The 14,991-nt window shown below is 63.0% G+C and carries 21 protein-coding genes; 8 read left to right on the top strand and 13 right to left on the bottom strand.

Going from position 1 to position 14,991, the window contains the following annotated elements; translation table 11 throughout:
• The first annotated feature begins 134 nt into the window (after positions 1-134).
• The 4 genes from C5L10_RS32420 to C5L10_RS32405 all read left to right on the top strand — a co-directional run bounded on the left by C5L10_RS32420 (position 135) and on the right by C5L10_RS32405 (position 2,906).
• Entirely contained in the window at positions 135-923 is a 789-nt protein-coding gene (locus tag C5L10_RS32420; protein ID WP_172717302.1) for an ABC transporter ATP-binding protein, read from the top strand.
• On the top strand, positions 920-1,741 hold the full coding sequence (locus C5L10_RS32415; RefSeq protein WP_105433063.1) for an ABC transporter permease: 822 nt from the start codon (positions 920-922) through the stop codon (positions 1,739-1,741). The genes C5L10_RS32420 and C5L10_RS32415 overlap by 4 nt, the downstream gene beginning before the upstream one ends.
• Positions 1,742-1,827: 86 nt before the next feature.
• On the top strand, positions 1,828-2,217 hold the full coding sequence (locus C5L10_RS32410) for an MbcA/ParS/Xre antitoxin family protein (RefSeq protein ID WP_105433062.1): 390 nt from the start codon (positions 1,828-1,830) through the stop codon (positions 2,215-2,217).
• The gene (locus tag C5L10_RS32405; protein ID WP_105433061.1) at positions 2,214-2,906 is read left to right on the top strand and encodes an RES family NAD+ phosphorylase; all 693 of its coding nucleotides are present in this window, start codon (positions 2,214-2,216) and stop codon (positions 2,904-2,906) included. Before C5L10_RS32410 ends, C5L10_RS32405 begins: the two co-directional genes overlap by 4 nt.
• A gap of 86 nt (positions 2,907-2,992) precedes the next feature.
• On the opposite strand, the gene C5L10_RS32400 is transcribed toward C5L10_RS32405, so the two are convergent.
• The 10 genes from C5L10_RS32400 to C5L10_RS32355 form a co-directional block, all read right to left on the bottom strand.
• A complete protein-coding gene (locus tag C5L10_RS32400) occupies positions 2,993-3,916 on the bottom strand; it encodes a mechanosensitive ion channel family protein (protein ID WP_105433060.1) in 924 nt (307 codons plus the stop codon).
• A gap of 119 nt (positions 3,917-4,035) precedes the next feature.
• The gene (locus C5L10_RS32395; protein WP_105433059.1) at positions 4,036-4,560 is read right to left on the bottom strand and encodes a tyrosine phosphatase family protein; all 525 of its coding nucleotides are present in this window, start codon (positions 4,558-4,560) and stop codon (positions 4,036-4,038) included.
• Positions 4,557-5,135 (bottom strand): YfbR-like 5'-deoxynucleotidase, encoded by a 579-nt coding sequence (locus C5L10_RS32390; protein WP_105433058.1) that lies wholly within the window; start codon positions 5,133-5,135, stop codon positions 4,557-4,559. The genes C5L10_RS32395 and C5L10_RS32390 overlap by 4 nt, the downstream gene beginning before the upstream one ends.
• Before the next feature lie 35 nt (positions 5,136-5,170).
• Positions 5,171-6,013 (bottom strand): folate-binding protein YgfZ, encoded by an 843-nt coding sequence (locus tag C5L10_RS32385; protein ID WP_105433057.1) that lies wholly within the window; start codon positions 6,011-6,013, stop codon positions 5,171-5,173.
• Between the two features lie 303 nt (positions 6,014-6,316).
• Positions 6,317-7,075 carry a hypothetical protein gene (locus C5L10_RS32380; protein WP_105433056.1) on the bottom strand — a complete coding sequence of 253 codons (759 nt, stop codon included), beginning with the start codon at positions 7,073-7,075 and terminating at the stop codon, positions 6,317-6,319.
• A 15-nt stretch (positions 7,076-7,090) separates the two neighbouring features.
• Complete coding sequence (locus C5L10_RS32375) at positions 7,091-7,348, bottom strand: hypothetical protein (protein WP_007752665.1); 258 nt, start codon at positions 7,346-7,348, stop codon at positions 7,091-7,093.
• Positions 7,349-7,449: 101 nt separating this feature from the next.
• Positions 7,450-7,878, bottom strand: a complete 429-nt coding sequence (locus C5L10_RS32370) for a TIGR02301 family protein (RefSeq protein WP_105433065.1) — start codon at positions 7,876-7,878, stop codon at positions 7,450-7,452.
• A gap of 46 nt (positions 7,879-7,924) precedes the next feature.
• Positions 7,925-8,341, bottom strand: a complete 417-nt coding sequence (locus C5L10_RS32365; RefSeq protein ID WP_105433055.1) for an NUDIX domain-containing protein — start codon at positions 8,339-8,341, stop codon at positions 7,925-7,927.
• Positions 8,342-8,377: 36 nt separating this feature from the next.
• Positions 8,378-8,695 (bottom strand): HigA family addiction module antitoxin, encoded by a 318-nt coding sequence (locus C5L10_RS32360; protein WP_105433054.1) that lies wholly within the window; start codon positions 8,693-8,695, stop codon positions 8,378-8,380.
• 17 nt (positions 8,696-8,712) lie between these two features.
• Complete coding sequence (locus C5L10_RS32355) at positions 8,713-8,991, bottom strand: type II toxin-antitoxin system RelE/ParE family toxin (RefSeq protein ID WP_105426741.1); 279 nt, start codon at positions 8,989-8,991, stop codon at positions 8,713-8,715.
• A 165-nt stretch (positions 8,992-9,156) separates the two neighbouring features.
• Between C5L10_RS32355 and C5L10_RS32350 the strand changes: the two genes are divergently transcribed.
• From C5L10_RS32350 to C5L10_RS32340, 3 genes are read left to right on the top strand one after another with little or no spacing between them, the layout of a single operon-like run.
• Positions 9,157-9,483, top strand: a complete 327-nt coding sequence (locus C5L10_RS32350) for a YnfA family protein (protein ID WP_105433053.1) — start codon at positions 9,157-9,159, stop codon at positions 9,481-9,483.
• 55 nt (positions 9,484-9,538) lie between these two features.
• Positions 9,539-10,306 (top strand): SOS response-associated peptidase, encoded by a 768-nt coding sequence (locus tag C5L10_RS32345; RefSeq protein WP_105433052.1) that lies wholly within the window; start codon positions 9,539-9,541, stop codon positions 10,304-10,306.
• Positions 10,307-10,346: 40 nt separating this feature from the next.
• Positions 10,347-10,964 carry a LysE/ArgO family amino acid transporter gene (locus C5L10_RS32340; RefSeq protein WP_205837119.1) on the top strand — a complete coding sequence of 206 codons (618 nt, stop codon included), beginning with the start codon at positions 10,347-10,349 and terminating at the stop codon, positions 10,962-10,964.
• A 6-nt stretch (positions 10,965-10,970) separates the two neighbouring features.
• Here the strand turns inward: C5L10_RS32340 and C5L10_RS34795 are convergent, their stop codons facing one another.
• The 3 genes from C5L10_RS34795 to C5L10_RS32330 all read right to left on the bottom strand — a co-directional run bounded on the left by C5L10_RS34795 (position 10,971) and on the right by C5L10_RS32330 (position 12,846).
• The gene (locus tag C5L10_RS34795) at positions 10,971-11,099 is read right to left on the bottom strand and encodes a hypothetical protein (protein WP_255759033.1); all 129 of its coding nucleotides are present in this window, start codon (positions 11,097-11,099) and stop codon (positions 10,971-10,973) included.
• Between the two features lie 173 nt (positions 11,100-11,272).
• Positions 11,273-12,130, bottom strand: coding sequence for a CDP-diacylglycerol--serine O-phosphatidyltransferase (gene pssA / locus C5L10_RS32335; RefSeq protein ID WP_105433050.1), 858 nt, complete (start codon positions 12,128-12,130; stop codon positions 11,273-11,275).
• Between the two features lie 17 nt (positions 12,131-12,147).
• A complete protein-coding gene (locus C5L10_RS32330) occupies positions 12,148-12,846 on the bottom strand; it encodes a phosphatidylserine decarboxylase (RefSeq protein WP_046630072.1) in 699 nt (232 codons plus the stop codon).
• A gap of 287 nt (positions 12,847-13,133) precedes the next feature.
• On the opposite strand from C5L10_RS32330, the gene C5L10_RS32325 reads away from it, so the two are divergent.
• Positions 13,134-14,990, top strand: a complete 1,857-nt coding sequence (locus tag C5L10_RS32325) for an ABC transporter ATP-binding protein (RefSeq protein ID WP_105433049.1) — start codon at positions 13,134-13,136, stop codon at positions 14,988-14,990.
• Position 14,991: the final 1 nt, after the last annotated feature.

The following is a 14,991-nucleotide window of genomic DNA, read 5'->3' as shown; positions in this document are numbered from 1 at the left end:
GGTTTAAACTGCCGAACCCTCCCGTCCAAATCAGGCGTCGGCGTTGCGGGGATCTAACCCTTCCCCTTGTGGGGCGGGTGGCCGGCAGGCGGGAGGGCTTTTGCTACACGATTGTCCGACAAGGGAATGATTGATTGACGCACCTCGTTACCATCGACAATGTCGACATGCGCTATGGCGGCGCGGCCGGCACGCTCGCCGTCTCCGGCCTCACCATGAAGGTCGGCAAGCGCGAGTTCGCGGCCGTCGTCGGCCCGTCCGGCTGCGGCAAGTCGACATTGATGAAACTGGTCACCGGCCTGCACATCCCGCAGAGCGGCGTCGTCATCGTCGCGGACAAGCAGGTGACCAAGCCGGTCTCGATCGTCGGCATGGCCTTTCAGAACCCGACCATGCTGCCCTGGCGCACCACGCTCGACAACATCCTGCTGCCGCTCGAAATCGTCGAGAGACACCGCCACCGCCTGCGCACCAACAAGAAGGAATATGTCGAGAAGGCCGAGCACCTGCTCGAAACCGTCGGCCTCAAGGGGTTCGGCTCGAAATTCCCGTGGCAGCTTTCCGGCGGCATGCAGCAGCGCGCCAATCTCTGCCGCGCACTCATCCACGAACCCGAACTGCTGATGCTCGACGAGCCGTTCGGCGCGCTTGACGCCTTCACCCGTGAAGAACTGTGGTGCGTCATCCGCGACCTGCACGCGGCGCAAGGCGTCACCATCGTCCTCGTCACCCATGACCTGCGCGAGGCGACCTTCCTCGCCGACCGCATCTTTGTGATGAGCGCCCGTCCCGGCAAGGTGCTGAAGGAACATACCGTGCCCTTCGCCCGGCCCCGCGATCTCGAAGTCACGTACGAAAAGGCCTTCAACGACATGGTGCATGAACTGCACGGCGAAATCGCCAGCGCGAGGGTTGTCGCATGAGCGCCGTCACGGAAAACACCCCAACATCCGCGACGCCGGCCAAACCGCTTTCCCAGCGCATCAACTGGGTGAAGCTCGCCCCTTGGCTCTACACGATCGGGCTCTTCGTCCTCTGGGAACTGCTGGTCATCGTGCTGCAGACCTCGCCGACCGTGCTGCCGGCACCCTCCCGCGTCTTTCAGGCGATCGTCCAATACTGGTCGCCGATCTGGAAGAACTCGCTGCAGACGCTTTATACGACCACCGTCGGCTTCGCGATCGCCGTCGTCGCGGGCCTTGCGATCGGCCTCTTCATCGGCTGGTCGAAGGCGATCTATGCCGGGCTCTACCCGTTGATGATCGGTTTCAACGCCATCCCCAAGGTGGCGCTCGTGCCGATTCTGGTCATCTGGTTCGGCATCGGCGCCGTACCGGCCATATTAACCGCCTTCCTGATCTCCTTCTTCCCGATCGTCGTCAACGTCGCGACCGGCCTTGCCACGATCGAGCCGGAGACCGAGGACGTGCTGCGCGCGCTCGGCGCAAAGAAGCTCGACATCATGCTGAAGGTCGGCATTCCGCGCTCGATGCCCTATTTCTTCGGCTCGCTGAAGGTGGCGATCACGCTCGCCTTCGTCGGCTCGGTCGTTTCGGAAACCGTCGCCTCGAACTATGGCCTCGGCAACATGATGAGTTCGGCCCAGAGCCAGTTCAACGTGCCGCTGGTCTTCGCCGGCCTCTTGATGCTCGCCGTCGAAGGCATCGCCATGTATGCGCTGATGGCCTGGATCGAGAGGCGCATGACCGGCTGGGCCCACCGCTCGACCATGTCGCAGTGAGGAGTCTCCGAGCGAAGCGGTCCATTTGACCTTTACATCGAGTGCAAATGAACTACATTGGCGCTCGACTCAAAGGAGCCTTGCCAATGGAAGTCGCCGCCAGAAAAGAAAAAGCAGAACAGCTGACGGCCGTCGCGCTGAAGGCTTTCGGCAACGTCGTGGCCGAATGGGGCGTGCCGGTGAACGAGGCGGCGGCCCTGGCGGATATGTCGGAAAGCACCTGGAAACGTGCCCGGAAACCGGGTTATTCGGGCGGCTTGACCAAGGACCAGATGCTGCGCCTCAGCGCCGTCATCGGGATCTATAAGGCCCTAAAACTCTATTTCAGCGATCCGATCGCTTCCAGATGGATGACGTTGCCGAACGAGGGGCCGCTGTTCCACGGCACTCGCCCGATCGATACGCTGATCGAGGAGGGGCTGCCGCAATTCCTTGCCGTTCGAAACTACGTCGATGCCTTGCGGGGCGGCGCGTGATCGTTACGCCTGTCAGCGACCGGGGCCTCGTGCGGCTGATCCCGGCGACCTACCACAAGCCGCCTAGCCTGCGCGGCCTGGTGGATAGCGACGAGGAACTGGCGATCCTTGCCGAGATCGAGGGCATGACCAGCGCCCGGCTGACCGCCGAGCGGGGATTGAACCTGCATCTCGACCGCCGCGAGCTCGCCTGGAAACGCCGCAAGCACGACCTGCAGGTTTACGGCAATACCCATATCAACGCCGCCTTCACCTATACGCGAAAAGGCGGGAACCGCTTCAACGACGAAAACCGCGGCGCCTGGTACTGCAGCTGGGACACGATGACGTCGATTGCCGAGGTCGCCTTCCACAAGACGCGGGAACTGAGGTTTATTGGCCTGTTCGAGGAGACGGCGCGCTATGTCGAACTGCTGGCGGATTTCATCGGCGAGTATCCGGACATCACCGGCGAACGCGGCCACCCGGCGCTCGATCCGGATCCCGCGATCGGTTACCCCCAGGGGCAGGTGCTTGCCGAAAGGTTGAGGCGCGACGGCCATGACGGACTGATCTATCCGTCGGTGCGGCACGATCAGGGCCGCTGCCTCGTCGCCTTCGAGCCGACTGCCATCCGCAACGTACGCCCGGGTGCATCCTGGGACATCGTCTGGTCGGGCAGCGAGGAATATGATCTCAAGGCCGTATGACGGCGATCGCCGATTCGATTCTCGCGAAAATTTGGGCATCGGGGCCGGCTTCCTCGTAAAAAGCCGGCCCCGATGCATCCTTTCCTTCAGGTCCGCTGCGTGACCGGTTCGTCCGCACCGTGAGGAGCCGGAGGTCCGCTCTCACCGGTGACGTCGCGGGTTTCTTCCTGAGGGTCTGGAATCTGTTCCAGGGATTTGTCGCCAGGGAATTTATCGCTGGGGAATTTGTCAAAGGCGAGCTTGACCTCCCTGGTCAGGTCGCGGCCGGTTTCCCACCAGTCGCTGCTCTTCGTCCAGTAGCGCAGCGTCAGCTTGGCGCTGCCGGCATCGAATTCGGCGACGTAGACGGTCGGCGCCGGATCCTTTAGTACCCGCCTGTCGCCGCTGGCGATCGCCATCAGTTTCGCCTGGGTCCGGCCGATGTCGCGGTCGGTGCCGATACTGGCCGAAATCTCGTTGCGGCGCGTCTTCAGCCGGCTGTAATTGGTGATCGGCACGTTCCACAAGGTCGAGTTTGGCGCCAGCCGATAGACGCCGTCGGCGGTCCGAAGCTCGGTCGCAAACAGCCCGACATCGACGATCGTGCCGGTGACGCTGCCGGTCTCGATGCTCTCGCCGACCCGGAACGGCCGCAGGACCAGGAGCATGATGCCCGCCGCGATGTTCTGCAGCGTGCCCTGCAGCGCGAGGCCGACCGCAAGGCCGATCGCGCCGAGGGCGGCGAGCACAGATGCTGTCTGCACCCCGAACTGGCCGAGCACCATGACGACGACGATAACCAGGATCGCATAACGGATGATGTTGGAGAAGAATTGCGACAGCGTCGCATCGATGCCGTGGATGCGCGACAGGCCGCGATGAGCCCAGCGGCTGATCAGGCCGGCGGCCATCCAGCCGAGAATGAGGAGAACGATCGCGCCGACGGCGGAGAAGGAATATTGCACCGCCAGCGCGCTCAGCTGAGCGAGCGCCGCTCTGGTTGCCACAACGAATTCCGACGCCTGGTCCATCCGGCGGTCTGCTCCTTCTTCGGTTTCGCCGTTAATTGGCGCAGCAGGCCGCGAGGTCAAGGAAAAAATGGAGGTTTCCCACCTCCAGCTAAACAATTAGGAAAATTCAACTTTCAGGTTCAAGCCGAGATTTTTAGCGGCAGAATGAAGGAGGCCCGGCCATCGGTTTCGGCGCCGCGGCCTATCCCCTTGATGGCAGCGACCAGCCGACCGTTTCGCCCGAGCAGCCGGTCGCCGATCTCGATCAGCCGCGTATTCGGCGTCGCATGCGGCGCGACACTGCGAAGCCTCGCAGCCAGCGCGAAATCGTCCTCTTCCGGGTTGAGCGAGAGTGCGGCGATCACCGCTGCGGCAGGCGAACGGGAGACGCCCATCCAGCAATGGATGACGATCGGCGTCGACTGGTCCCAGTCACGCACGAAGCCGATCAGGCTTTCCACATGCGCCTCGCTCGGCGCGATCAAGCCGCCGGTCCCGGCAAAGCCGATATCGTTCATCGCCAGCTTCAGGTGTCGGTCGGCGGCAATCACGCCCGGCCGGTGAAAGTCCTGGCCCTCGGCGATCAGGCTCACCATTTCGCGCGCCTTATGGCGGACGGCTGTCTCGGCGATGGAGCTCAGCGGACAGACGACGATCGCGGTCACGGCGTCTTGCCCGCGCGCTCGGCCTCGATCTGATGGAAACGGTCGAGGAAAAGCTGCTGCGCCGCCAGCGCCGGCATCGGCTGGATCGGCAGCATGTCTCGGGTGATGCCGCGAGGCTGGCCGAAAAATTTCCGCGCCTCGGTGACTGAGAAGCCGGCAAGTTCCGTGGCCTCGAAAAAGGCAGCGATCGTGTCGGCCTTCTTGATCAGCGCCTTGAGTTCGCGGGTCGGATGCGGCGGCAGGCCGAAACGCAGGTGGATCGCCGCCTCCAGCCGCTGTTCGACCGCCTTGTAGCCGCCACCGACCACCGATTTGAACGGCGAGATCATGTCGCCGATCACATATTCCGGCGCATCGTGCAGTATCGTCATCTGCAGCGCATCGGCCGTGCAGGCCTCGTTGCAGCGGCGAAAGATCTCCTCGACGACAAGGCAGTGCTGGGCGACGGAAAAGGCATGGTCGCCGCGCGTCTGGCCGTTCCAGCGGGCGACGCGGGCAAGCCCGTGGGCGATATCGGAGATTTCGATGTCGAGCGGCGAGGGATCGAGCAGGTCGAGCCGGCGTCCCGACAGCATCCGTTGCCAGGCACGTGGTGCCGTCACCACTGGGCTCACGTCTCGGCCTCTTCAGCCTCGACGGGGAAGGAGAGCCCGCTCCAGGCGGGAAGCGCCAGGCTGACGATTACGTCGCCGGCGGAAAGCGGCACGCCGCGTGCCAGGGCGTCGCCGACGCGGTCGATGCGCACGATCGCCAGCCCCTTGTTTCCGGCAACCGATCCGAGCGCGCCGACCGGCTTGCCACCGGCCACGATCTCGGTGCCGGAGGCGGGCAGGGCGGCTTCGCCCGAAACGATCACCACCCGCCGCCGCGCCGTGCCGCGATGCTGCATGCGGGACACGACCTCCTGGCCGACATAGCAGCCCTTGCGGAAGGAAAGTCCGCTCGTCTGGTCGAGCAGCACGTCGTGCGGAAAGGCGTCCTGCAGCGCATAGTCGTGACCGGAGATCGAGATGCCGGCTTCGACGCGCAACGCGTGATAGGCTTCTTCCGGCCCGTCATCCAGCTTGCCGGGAGCCCGGGCGAGGAGGATTCCGGCCTTGGCGAAGGCCGCATCCTTCACCGAGCCCTTGCCCGAATCATCACCCCAGAACACGGTGATGCCGTCTTCCGGACCGGCCGTGATATCCACGGCTGCGCGCAGCTTGTACATCGTCAGCCGCCGCATCAGCGCCTCACGCTGGGCCGTCTCGGTTTCGATGAGGAAATCGTCTCCCTCCCGCCAGACCAGGAAATCGAACAGAATCTTGCCCTGCGGCGTCAGGAGCGCCCCCGGCCGGGCTTCACCCTCCGGCAGCGAATCGATGTCGGTGGTGATCAGCCCCTGCAGGAAATCCTGCGCATCCTTGCCGGTGAGGCGGATCAGGCTTCGCGAGGGGAGAAAGGCGGCGGGCATGGCACGGGAATCCGGTTGTTCTGAACCTGAGAGTTAAGTCTTCGCAGCGGCGGCGGCAAGGCATGCCGGGGAGATTGCCAACAAAGTCTGGTGGCTGTGCGGGTGCGGCAAACTCCCGATGATCTCCCCCTTGAGGGGGAGATGTCACAAAAGGTGACGGAGGGGGTAGCAACGGTGCGGCAAATGCAGTGGCGGAAGAGTGTGCTGGGAGGTTTACCCCCTCTGCCCTGCCGGGCATCTCCCCCTCAAGGGGGAGATCGGCTGGGCGCGCTGTTCTGCACCCATCAAGGCATTCCCGCCCGCTCAGTCGCCGCCGGAGAAGAACTTCCATTTGCCGTCCGGGCTGATGCCGGCGCGGAAGAAGTTGTAGTTGCCGTTCTCTTCCATGCCGGCGAGGTCGCCGGCCGTCACGATGCGTAGAAGGTCGACCCGTTCGGGCGGCGTCAGCGTCGAAAGCTGCTTTCCTGCGAAATAGGGCCAGACATAGGCCTCGTCCGGCGTGCCGACGTCAAAATGCGCAGCACCGGTGGACAGGATGTCGAGCAGGATCGCGAGAATCTCCTGGCCCTCCGCGTCGCCCGAAAAGCTCTTCAGCGTTTCGATAGGGTCCTCGAACTCGCCGTTCATCACCTGCGTCTGGGTAGCACCTGTTCCCATCAGAGCGCGCAGGCGGGCGATGTCGCCGGAGGCCGCGGCCTCGACGAGCTGTTCGCGCATGTGCTTGACCGGCGCCGGCAGCTTGGTCATGTCGCGGATGATCTCCGCCGGCTTGCTGTCGGCCGGCGCGGACTTGGCGGCGTTGGGGTCCGCCGGAGGGGCGGTCGTCTTGGTGTCGCCGGCCTGTGCCGACCGATTGATCGCAGGACCCGGCTGCGGCAGGGTCGTACCGTCGAAAGCCTGGAGGATGGCGCGGCTCTGTCCCTGCTCGGGCTGGCTGGGCTCGTCGCTCGGGCGCAGCTCGGACAACGCAAGAGCGTGGCCGCCGACCGCCGCGGCAAGCACCGTTGCCGCCGAAAGGCGGATGATCAATTGGGCTATCGTCGTTTCCGCCGCATTCCGCACGGGAAACCTCTATCGTTATTGAACAGTGCGCTCGGGGGAGAATTCGCCGGCGAGCATGCGGCTCTTGAGCGAATCGAGCATGGCTTCGGCGCCCATTTCTCCATGAATGCGGATGGTTTCCCGCATGGCAAGTACCAGAGCTGCGTCGGCGATGATTTCCGGCTCGATACCGTCGGCACGGCCGTCTGCCCATGCCTCACTCTGATATTCCAAGGCAGCCTGCATCTTCTCATGCACAATCATGTCGTCGATGTCGTTGCGGCCTGTCTGCATTCTGTCGTCCTCGGTGCCCGTTTAATTACTAGCCCGTTAAAAACTTTATCAGCCTTTTATCAAAACGACACGGCCTCCTGCCAAAAGAGGTAAATAATCCTCTAATTTCCGAAGCGCGCGGCGATTTCTGTCGCAAGTGTTGCGCCTTCGATACGATAACGCTCCTCGGCGGTCCTTGCCGCGTCCGTGCAGGACGTATGCACGGCGGCGAACGACCGGTACCCCCGGTTGAAGGCCGCCGTCAACCGCTCGCGGCGCTTCGGTTCGGTGCCGGTATCGGCATCCAGCAGCTGCTGCATCGAGGCCCGCCATTCGGATGTCGGGGCGCCGCAGAGCGTGCGGAGATACTGGATCGAGCCGAGCACTTCCGCAAGCCGCGTCAACTGCACGTCATAAGGCGCCGGCTTTTCCTCGGCCGGCGGAGGCGGGGGCGGTGCCGCCGGCTGCTGTTTCGCCGGCTGGGCGGCAAGCGGCGTCGCCGCCAGGATTGCCAGCAGCGTCAGCCAGCCAAGTCGCGGAATGAGCTTCATGAACGGGTCCCGATGCGGCGCGATTGCGCCGGTTTTGCAAGCATTCTTAGCGGGCATTGATATCCGCCGCCAGCCTCTCGGCGCATTCGAGCACGCTCGCCGGCACAGCCAGGCCGCGGATCTCCTCGACCGTATACCAGCCGGCATCGGCCGCATCGTCGGCGGCGATCGCCTGGGCGTCGGGATCGGCCTCCACACGGAACACCGACAGAAAGAAATGCCGCCTGTCCTCTTTCTCGCTCTTTAGGTCGTAGGTCGCGAAGAGGACGGGATTGCGCACCGGAATGCCGGTCTCCTCGAAAAATTCCCGCACCGCCGTCTGGTCCGGCGTCTCGCCGGGCTCTGCCCGCCCGCCCGGAAACGCGAACAGATCCATCGACGGCGGGTTCACCCGCCGAATCAGCAGAAACCGGCCATCCCGTTCGAGAATGGCGGAGGACGCGGCTTGGGGAGAGGAAGGCATGTTACGGTCTTTGCGGTTCAATGGGCCGGAAATGCTTCACGCCGCGCTCAAAGTGGGAATCTTGCTGACATCCACCTCGCGTTCCGCGTGCCAGGCGTCATGGGCGGCCTGCATGCGCAGCCAGATAGCGGCACCATCGCCGAACATCTTCCCGAGCCGGGCTGCGACATTCGGCGAGACGGGCTTGCGCTCGCGCAGTATATCGTAGAGTTGCTGGCGGGAGATGCCGAGCAGTCCGGCGATCTCGACCTTTGTCTTGCCGGTCGCCGGGATGATCTCCTCAAGCAACGCGCCAGGATGTGACGGGCAACGCTGGATCGGCCTTTTCACATTATATTCCGCCATCGACGTCATCCCTAACTCTGCCGCCTTCAATGATATTGTTCGAAATCGACCCGGGTGGCGTCCTTGCCGTCGAATTCGAATGTGATGCACCACGGTCCATTGACATGAACGGTGTAACGGGTCGGATTGAAGCCATGCAGGGCATGAAAATCAAACCCTGGCAGGTTCATATCCTCCGGGCGCTCCGCCGCTTCGAGACGGTCCAACCGCACAAGGATTCGCTTGTGCATCTTTGCATCGATTTTCCCGGTCTTTCCGGTTTCGAACAAGGCCGCCAGAACCTTGTTCCTGAAGGATTTGATCATGGGATATGTAAGTACACTGCTCACACATCGTCAAGCGGTGTAAGCAGATAATTTACATGCTCCTCCTGCCTAAGTCAGGGCTCTCTATCGCACATTTCGGTTTCCATTGCTTCTGTCATGTGAAAACGTGCCCTGTCTGATATCCATTTCCAGCCCGCGTCCCTGATGAAAACCTACACCCTCTACTTCCTCGCCGCCCTTGCCGAAATCGCCGGCTGTTTCGCCTTCTGGGCATGGCTGAGGTTGGGAAAGCCGGTCTGGTGGCTGGTGCCGGGCATGGCGTCGCTGGTCGCTTTCGCCTGGCTGCTGGCGCTGGTGTCGAGCGAGGCGGCGGGGCGCACCTATGCGGCCTATGGCGCCATCTATATTCTCGCCTCGATCCTCTGGCTCTGGGCGGTGGAAGCGCGGGTGCCGGACCGCTGGGACATTCTCGGCGTCATGGTATGCCTGATCGGCGGCGCCATCATCCTGTTCGGCCCCAGGAGCGCATGACGTCAGCGCCTGATCGGCGCTTGACCCTTCGAAAGCCCGATGCCACATAGTTTGCATGTGCGGACGCTACGCCCTGACGGCGACCCCCAAGGATATTTCGGAATTCTTCGCTCTGGCGGATCTCGATGATTTCCCGGCCCGCTATAATATCGCCCCGACTCAGCCGATCCTCGTCGTCATGTCGTCTGAAAAACGTGAGCCGGGCAGCAACCTGCCAGAGCGCCGCGCCTTCCTCGCACGCTGGGGCCTGATCCCCGGCTGGGTGAAGGACATGAAGGAGTTTCCGCTGCTGATCAACGCCCGCTCCGAGACGGCGATCGGCAAGGCGTCCTTCCGCGCCGCCATGCGCCATCGCCGTATCCTGATCCCGGCCACCGGTTTCTACGAATGGCGCCGGCCGCCGAAGGAAAGCGGCGTCAGGCCACAGGCCTATTGGATTCGCCCCAAGCGCGGCGGCGTCGTCGCCTTTGCCGGGTTGATGGAGACCTGGTCTTCGGCCGACGGTTCCGAGGTGGATACCGCCGCGATCATGACGACGACGGCCAACGGCGGCATCCGCCACATCCACGACCGCATGCCGGTCGTCATCGCGCCCGAGGATTTTTCGCGCTGGCTCGACTGCAAGACGCAGGAGCCGCGCGAGGTGGCCGACCTGATGCGGCCCGTTCAGGAAGATTTCTTCGAGGCGCTGCCGGTCTCCGACCTCGTCAACAAGGTCGCGAACATGGGGCCGGATCTGCAGAAACCGGTCGCGGTCGCCCAACCGGAAGAGGAGCCGCCGAAAAAGCCGAAACCCGACTCCACCCAGATGTCGCTTTTCTGATCCCTCGTCTTTCTTCCTTTAGACGGACAATTCCATGAACCTGCTTTCCGCCGGCCTTTCCGGCCTCGCACTCGGTGCCTCGCTGATCATGGCGATCGGCGCCCAGAACGCCTTCATCCTGCGCCAGGGGCTGATTCGCGCCCATGTCTTCATCCTCTGCCTGATCTGCGCCCTGTCGGATGCGACGCTGATCGGCGCCGGCGTCGGCGGGCTTGGCACGATCGTCGCGCAATCTCCCATGCTGATCTCGGTGGTGACGCTGGGCGGCGCGGTGTTTCTCGGGCTCTATGCCTTGATGGCCTTCCGCCGGGCGGTAAAACCGGCCGCGATGGTGGCGGGCGCGCCGGAACCGATGGGGCTGAAGGCGGCGGTTCTGACCTGCCTGGCCTTCACCTTCCTCAATCCGCATGTCTATCTGGATACGGTCTTGCTGCTCGGCAGCCTGTCTGCGGCCTTCGAAGGGGCGGAGCGGGTGGCCTATGGCGCCGGTGCGGCGATTGCCTCGTTCGTCTGGTTCTTCGGGCTCGGTCACGGCGCGCGGTTTCTGGCGCCGCTTTTTGCCAGACCCGCCGCCTGGCGGGTGCTGGATGTCGTCATCGGCATCGTCATGAGCCTTCTCGCGCTGGGGCTCCTGTGGAGCTTTCTCAGCGGCGAATGAAGCCGATCAGCCTGCAGGGGTAAGCTTCGGCTTGCGGTTCAGCATCAGGGCGGCTGCAACCACGGCCTTCAGGCCCAGCGGACGGTAGGGCGTGGTCATTTCCGGTTTGGATTCAATCTTCTTCTCGGTGCTCATGGCTGTCTCCTCAACACGCGAATCTCTTGTTTGCATTTTGCGATCGCGGCTTTTCCCATAAAAGCGGGCGGAATCGTGGCCGGCAAGCCGGCATTGCCGCCCGGTATTCGTAGAACTGTCATCTTGCGGGAAACTGTTGCGCGGAAGTTGCAACTTACCGAGTGCGCCTGCCCTCAGACGTTCGCACTGTCATCCTCGATCGTGATCGTGCCGTAGCGGCGGTGCCAGGCGCGCGCGCTGAACGGCAGGACGAGGAGGTACCCGACGACGGTGATCGACAGCACTTCCCACGTATAGCTCATCAGCAGCGCCACATAGAGCACCACGGCGAGCATGATCGGCAGCATCAGGTCGCGGCGAATGCGGCTCGACTTGCCGGACCAGACGGGCAGGCGGGACACCAGCAGGTAGCCGATCAGCAGCGTATAGGCGACGCTGACATAAACGAAGACCGGCGTCGCCTCGAGCCCGAGGAAGCCCAGATAGACCGGCAGCAGCACCAGCATGGCGCCCATCGGGGCCGGCACGCCGACGAAAAATTCCGATTGCCAGTCGGCCTTGATGTTACGGTCTTCCATCACGTTGAACCGGGCGAGGCGCAGGCCGGCGGCGATCGCATAGAGCAGGGCTGCGATCCAGCCGATCGAATGTGCCTGGTCGAGCAGGAAGGCGTAGGAGACCAATGCCGGCGCGACGCCGAAATTGATGATGTCGGCAAGCGAATCCATCTGCACGCCGAATTTGGAGGTGGCCTTCAGGAGCCGTGCCACGCGCCCGTCGATGCCGTCGAGGAAGGCGGCCAGCAGCACCATGGCGACCGCCAGTTCGTAACGCCCCTCGAAGGCGAGCCTTATCCCGGTGAGACCGGCGCAGATGGCAAGCACGGTGATGAGGTTCGGCACCAGCAGCCGGAGCGGGATTTCGCGCAGACGAGGCCCGCGGGCCTCGTCGTTGGGGCGATGCGGTTCCCGGTGACGCTCGCTCGGCGAAGAGGGGGGCTGCGAAGAGGGGGGCGAGGCGGGCGTCTCCATGAGGCTCTGTCTTCCCTTTACGTGCGGCGGCTGATGATCGGGCCCTTGGTCGAGCCGAATTCCGCAAGCACGGTCTCGCCGCCGATGGCGAGCTGGCCGACGGACACGCGCGCCTGGCCGCCGGCCGGCACGAAGACGTCAAGCCGCGAGCCGAAGCGGATCAGGCCGAATCGTTCGCCGGCATTGACCGGTTCGCTCGGCTTCACCCAGCAGACGATGCGCCGCGCCACCAGGCCGGCGATCTGCACCACGCCGACCTTGCCGTGGCGGGTTTCGATGACGAGGCCGTTGCGCTCGTTGTCGTCGGAAGCCTTGTCGAGTTCGGCATTGATGAACTGGCCGGGGCGGTACTCGATCCGGGATACCTGGCCGCGTACCGGCGAACGGTTGATGTGGCAGTCGAACACGTTCATGAACACCGAGATGCGCAGCATTGGTTCCGAACCCAACTGCAGCTCGACCGGCGGCACGACCATGGCGACATGGCTGATGCGGCCATCGGCAGGGCTGAGGATGAGGTCGTCGTCCTGCGGCACCGCCCGTTCCGGATCGCGGAAGAAGTAGGCGCACCACAAGGTCAGCACCAGGCCGATCCAGAACAGCGGTTCGGCGATATAACCGAGGATCAGCGAGGCGATGAAGAAGGCGGCGACGAAGATGTAACCTTCCTTGTGGATCGGCACGAGCGTGTTGCGGATGGTGTCGAAGAGGTTGATCAACGTTTTCTCCCGTATGTCAGTGCCATCTGACTACAGCGAAACCGTTTTTGCGGCAATGCGGTTCCAAGGCGCAACTGACGGGTTCAGCCGCAATGGCTTTCACGACAACGCCCTTTGCATCGTTTCACAAGGCAGCGGTGCCGGTTGCGGGTTGAAGCGAGCACAGGAAATCGAGCTCCTCCCAAGGTTACGACCGTGAGAAGTTTCGCGCCGAATCTCAATCTGTGGTTAAATGGCGCGCAGTTCTTTTGACGATTCAATCTCAAGATGGTTTTTCAGCTGTCATGTCGATTTCAGATTTCGTTTATCGCCCCTTCGAGACCCTGATCCAGCCCCTCGAAATCCCGCATGAGCGTCTGCCCTCCCGCGGTCCTTTCGTGCTGCTCTTGCACTTCATAAAAATGTTCCGGGGCGTGCTGATTTCCATCTCCGTCTTTGCAATGCTGGTGGAATGCATCAACCTTTTCCTGATCTGGAGCCTGTCGGCCATCGTCGATGGCGTCGCCGCAAACGGAGCCACAGCCTTTCTGCACGACCAGTGGCGCCTGCTCCTGGCCATGGGAGTGCTGCTATTTCCGGTCCTGCCCCTCTTCGCGTTCTTCGCCAACACGCTCGCCTCGCAAGCTGTCGCGGTCTGCATGCCGGTGGCAATTCAATGGCAGGGGCACAAAGCCGTGGAAAGGCAGGATCTCGGGTTCTTCCATGATCTTTTTGCCGGCCAGGTGGCCTCGCGCCTGTCTCAGGTTGCATCCGCGGTCCAGCAGCAGGTCGTCGTAGCCTTTCAGACGATCCCGCATTTCCTGGTACAGTTCATCGGGTCGCTGTTCCTGCTCGGGACTGTGGCCTGGCCGCTCGCGCTGCCGGTTCTTGTCTGGATTGCCGCCAGCATTGTCATCGCCGTGATAGCGGTCCCCCATTTCACCGAGCGCTCCCGCCGTTCGGCCCGCCAGCGCAGCCTGGTCGTGGGTTCGATGACCGATCTCTACAGCAACATCCAGATGGTGAAGCAATTCGCTGCGGAAGACAGCGAAGCCGGCGCCTTGCGCAAGGTTTTCGCAAATGTCGTGGAAACCCAGCAGAAAGAACGGCGGATCTACCTGACGACCGACACCGGCATCACAACACTCAATGTGCTCCTGTGGTTTGCCATGCTCACCGTCGGTTTCTGGGGCATGATCGCCGGCTTTGTCAGCACCGGCCAGTTCGTCGTCTCGCTTTACATCACCCAGCGCCTGTCGGGAAATGCCCGCGCTTTTCTGCAGATGGGGCAGCAGATTTTCCAGGCCGTCGGCACCATCCGTGATGCCATGCCGGTGATGACAACGCTGCCAACCATCAACGATGCACCGGAGGCGCCATCGCTGGTCGTTTCGCGCGGCGAGATCCGCTTCGAGAATGTCGAGTTCGCATACCGGCCGGACCGAAAGGTTCTTGATAGCCTGACCTTGAACGTCCGGGCGGGCGAAAAGGTCGGATTGGTCGGAGTTTCCGGCGCAGGCAAGACGACGCTGGTGAGCCTGCTTCTGCGGTTTTATGACCTGACGAGCGGTTCGATTCTGATTGACGGCCAGGACATTCGGTCGGTCACCCAGGCAAGCCTCAGGGAGAAGATCGGCGTCATTTCCCAGGATGTCGCGCTGCTGCATCGCTCGGTCGGAGACAACATCCGCTACGGAAGGCCGGCTGCGTCGCAGGAGGAAATCGAACGGGCAGCCATGGCCGCCCAGGCGGACGGTTTCATCGCCGAACTCGCCGACGGCGAAGGGCGCAAGGGATACGATGCCTTCGTCGGCGATCGGGGTGTCAAGTTGTCGGGCGGCCAGCGGCAGCGTGTCGCCATCGCAAGGGTCCTTCTCAAGGACGCGCCGATCCTCGTGCTCGACGAGGCGACCTCCGCGCTCGACAGCGAGTCGGAGGCAGCCATTCAGGATAAGTTGGCCGTGCTGATGAACGGCAAAACGGTGATCGCCATCGCTCACCGGTTGTCGACGATCGCCAAAATGGATCGGATCATCGTTCTCGACAAAGGCCGTATCGTCGAAGAGGGAACGCCCGAGGAGCTGCTGACCCGCGATGGACTCTATGCCCGGCTCTGGAAGCGGCAGACCGGCGGTTACATCGCGGATGCTGATGATAGCTAGG

The sequence above is a fragment of the Neorhizobium sp. T6_25 genome (assembly GCF_002968555.1).
Taxonomy (GTDB): domain Bacteria; phylum Pseudomonadota; class Alphaproteobacteria; order Rhizobiales; family Rhizobiaceae; genus Neorhizobium.
The sequence above is the reverse complement of the archived record's forward strand: the minus strand, read 5'-3'. Positions and strand labels throughout refer to the sequence as shown.

Coding starts and splice junctions, on each gene's coding strand:
- C5L10_RS32415 (WP_105433063.1), top strand. CDS start 920: ATGAGCGCCGTCACGGAAAACACCCCAACATCCGCGACGCCGGCCAAA.
- C5L10_RS32410 (WP_105433062.1), top strand. CDS start 1,828: ATGGAAGTCGCCGCCAGAAAAGAAAAAGCAGAACAGCTGACGGCCGTC.
- C5L10_RS32400 (WP_105433060.1), bottom strand. CDS start 3,916: ATGGACCAGGCGTCGGAATTCGTTGTGGCAACCAGAGCGGCGCTCGCT.
- C5L10_RS32390 (WP_105433058.1), bottom strand. CDS start 5,135: ATGCTGTCGGGACGCCGGCTCGACCTGCTCGATCCCTCGCCGCTCGAC.
- C5L10_RS32385 (WP_105433057.1), bottom strand. CDS start 6,013: ATGCCCGCCGCCTTTCTCCCCTCGCGAAGCCTGATCCGCCTCACCGGC.
- C5L10_RS32375 (WP_007752665.1), bottom strand. CDS start 7,348: ATGCAGACAGGCCGCAACGACATCGACGACATGATTGTGCATGAGAAG.
- C5L10_RS32370 (WP_105433065.1), bottom strand. CDS start 7,878: ATGAAGCTCATTCCGCGACTTGGCTGGCTGACGCTGCTGGCAATCCTG.
- C5L10_RS32365 (WP_105433055.1), bottom strand. CDS start 8,341: ATGCCTTCCTCTCCCCAAGCCGCGTCCTCCGCCATTCTCGAACGGGAT.
- C5L10_RS32360 (WP_105433054.1), bottom strand. CDS start 8,695: ATGACGTCGATGGCGGAATATAATGTGAAAAGGCCGATCCAGCGTTGC.
- C5L10_RS32355 (WP_105426741.1), bottom strand. CDS start 8,991: ATGATCAAATCCTTCAGGAACAAGGTTCTGGCGGCCTTGTTCGAAACC.
- C5L10_RS32350 (WP_105433053.1), top strand. CDS start 9,157: ATGAAAACCTACACCCTCTACTTCCTCGCCGCCCTTGCCGAAATCGCC.
- C5L10_RS32345 (WP_105433052.1), top strand. CDS start 9,539: ATGTGCGGACGCTACGCCCTGACGGCGACCCCCAAGGATATTTCGGAA.
- C5L10_RS34795 (WP_255759033.1), bottom strand. CDS start 11,099: ATGAGCACCGAGAAGAAGATTGAATCCAAACCGGAAATGACCACGCCC.
- pssA (WP_105433050.1), bottom strand. CDS start 12,130: ATGGAGACGCCCGCCTCGCCCCCCTCTTCGCAGCCCCCCTCTTCGCCG.
- C5L10_RS32325 (WP_105433049.1), top strand. CDS start 13,134: ATGTCGATTTCAGATTTCGTTTATCGCCCCTTCGAGACCCTGATCCAG.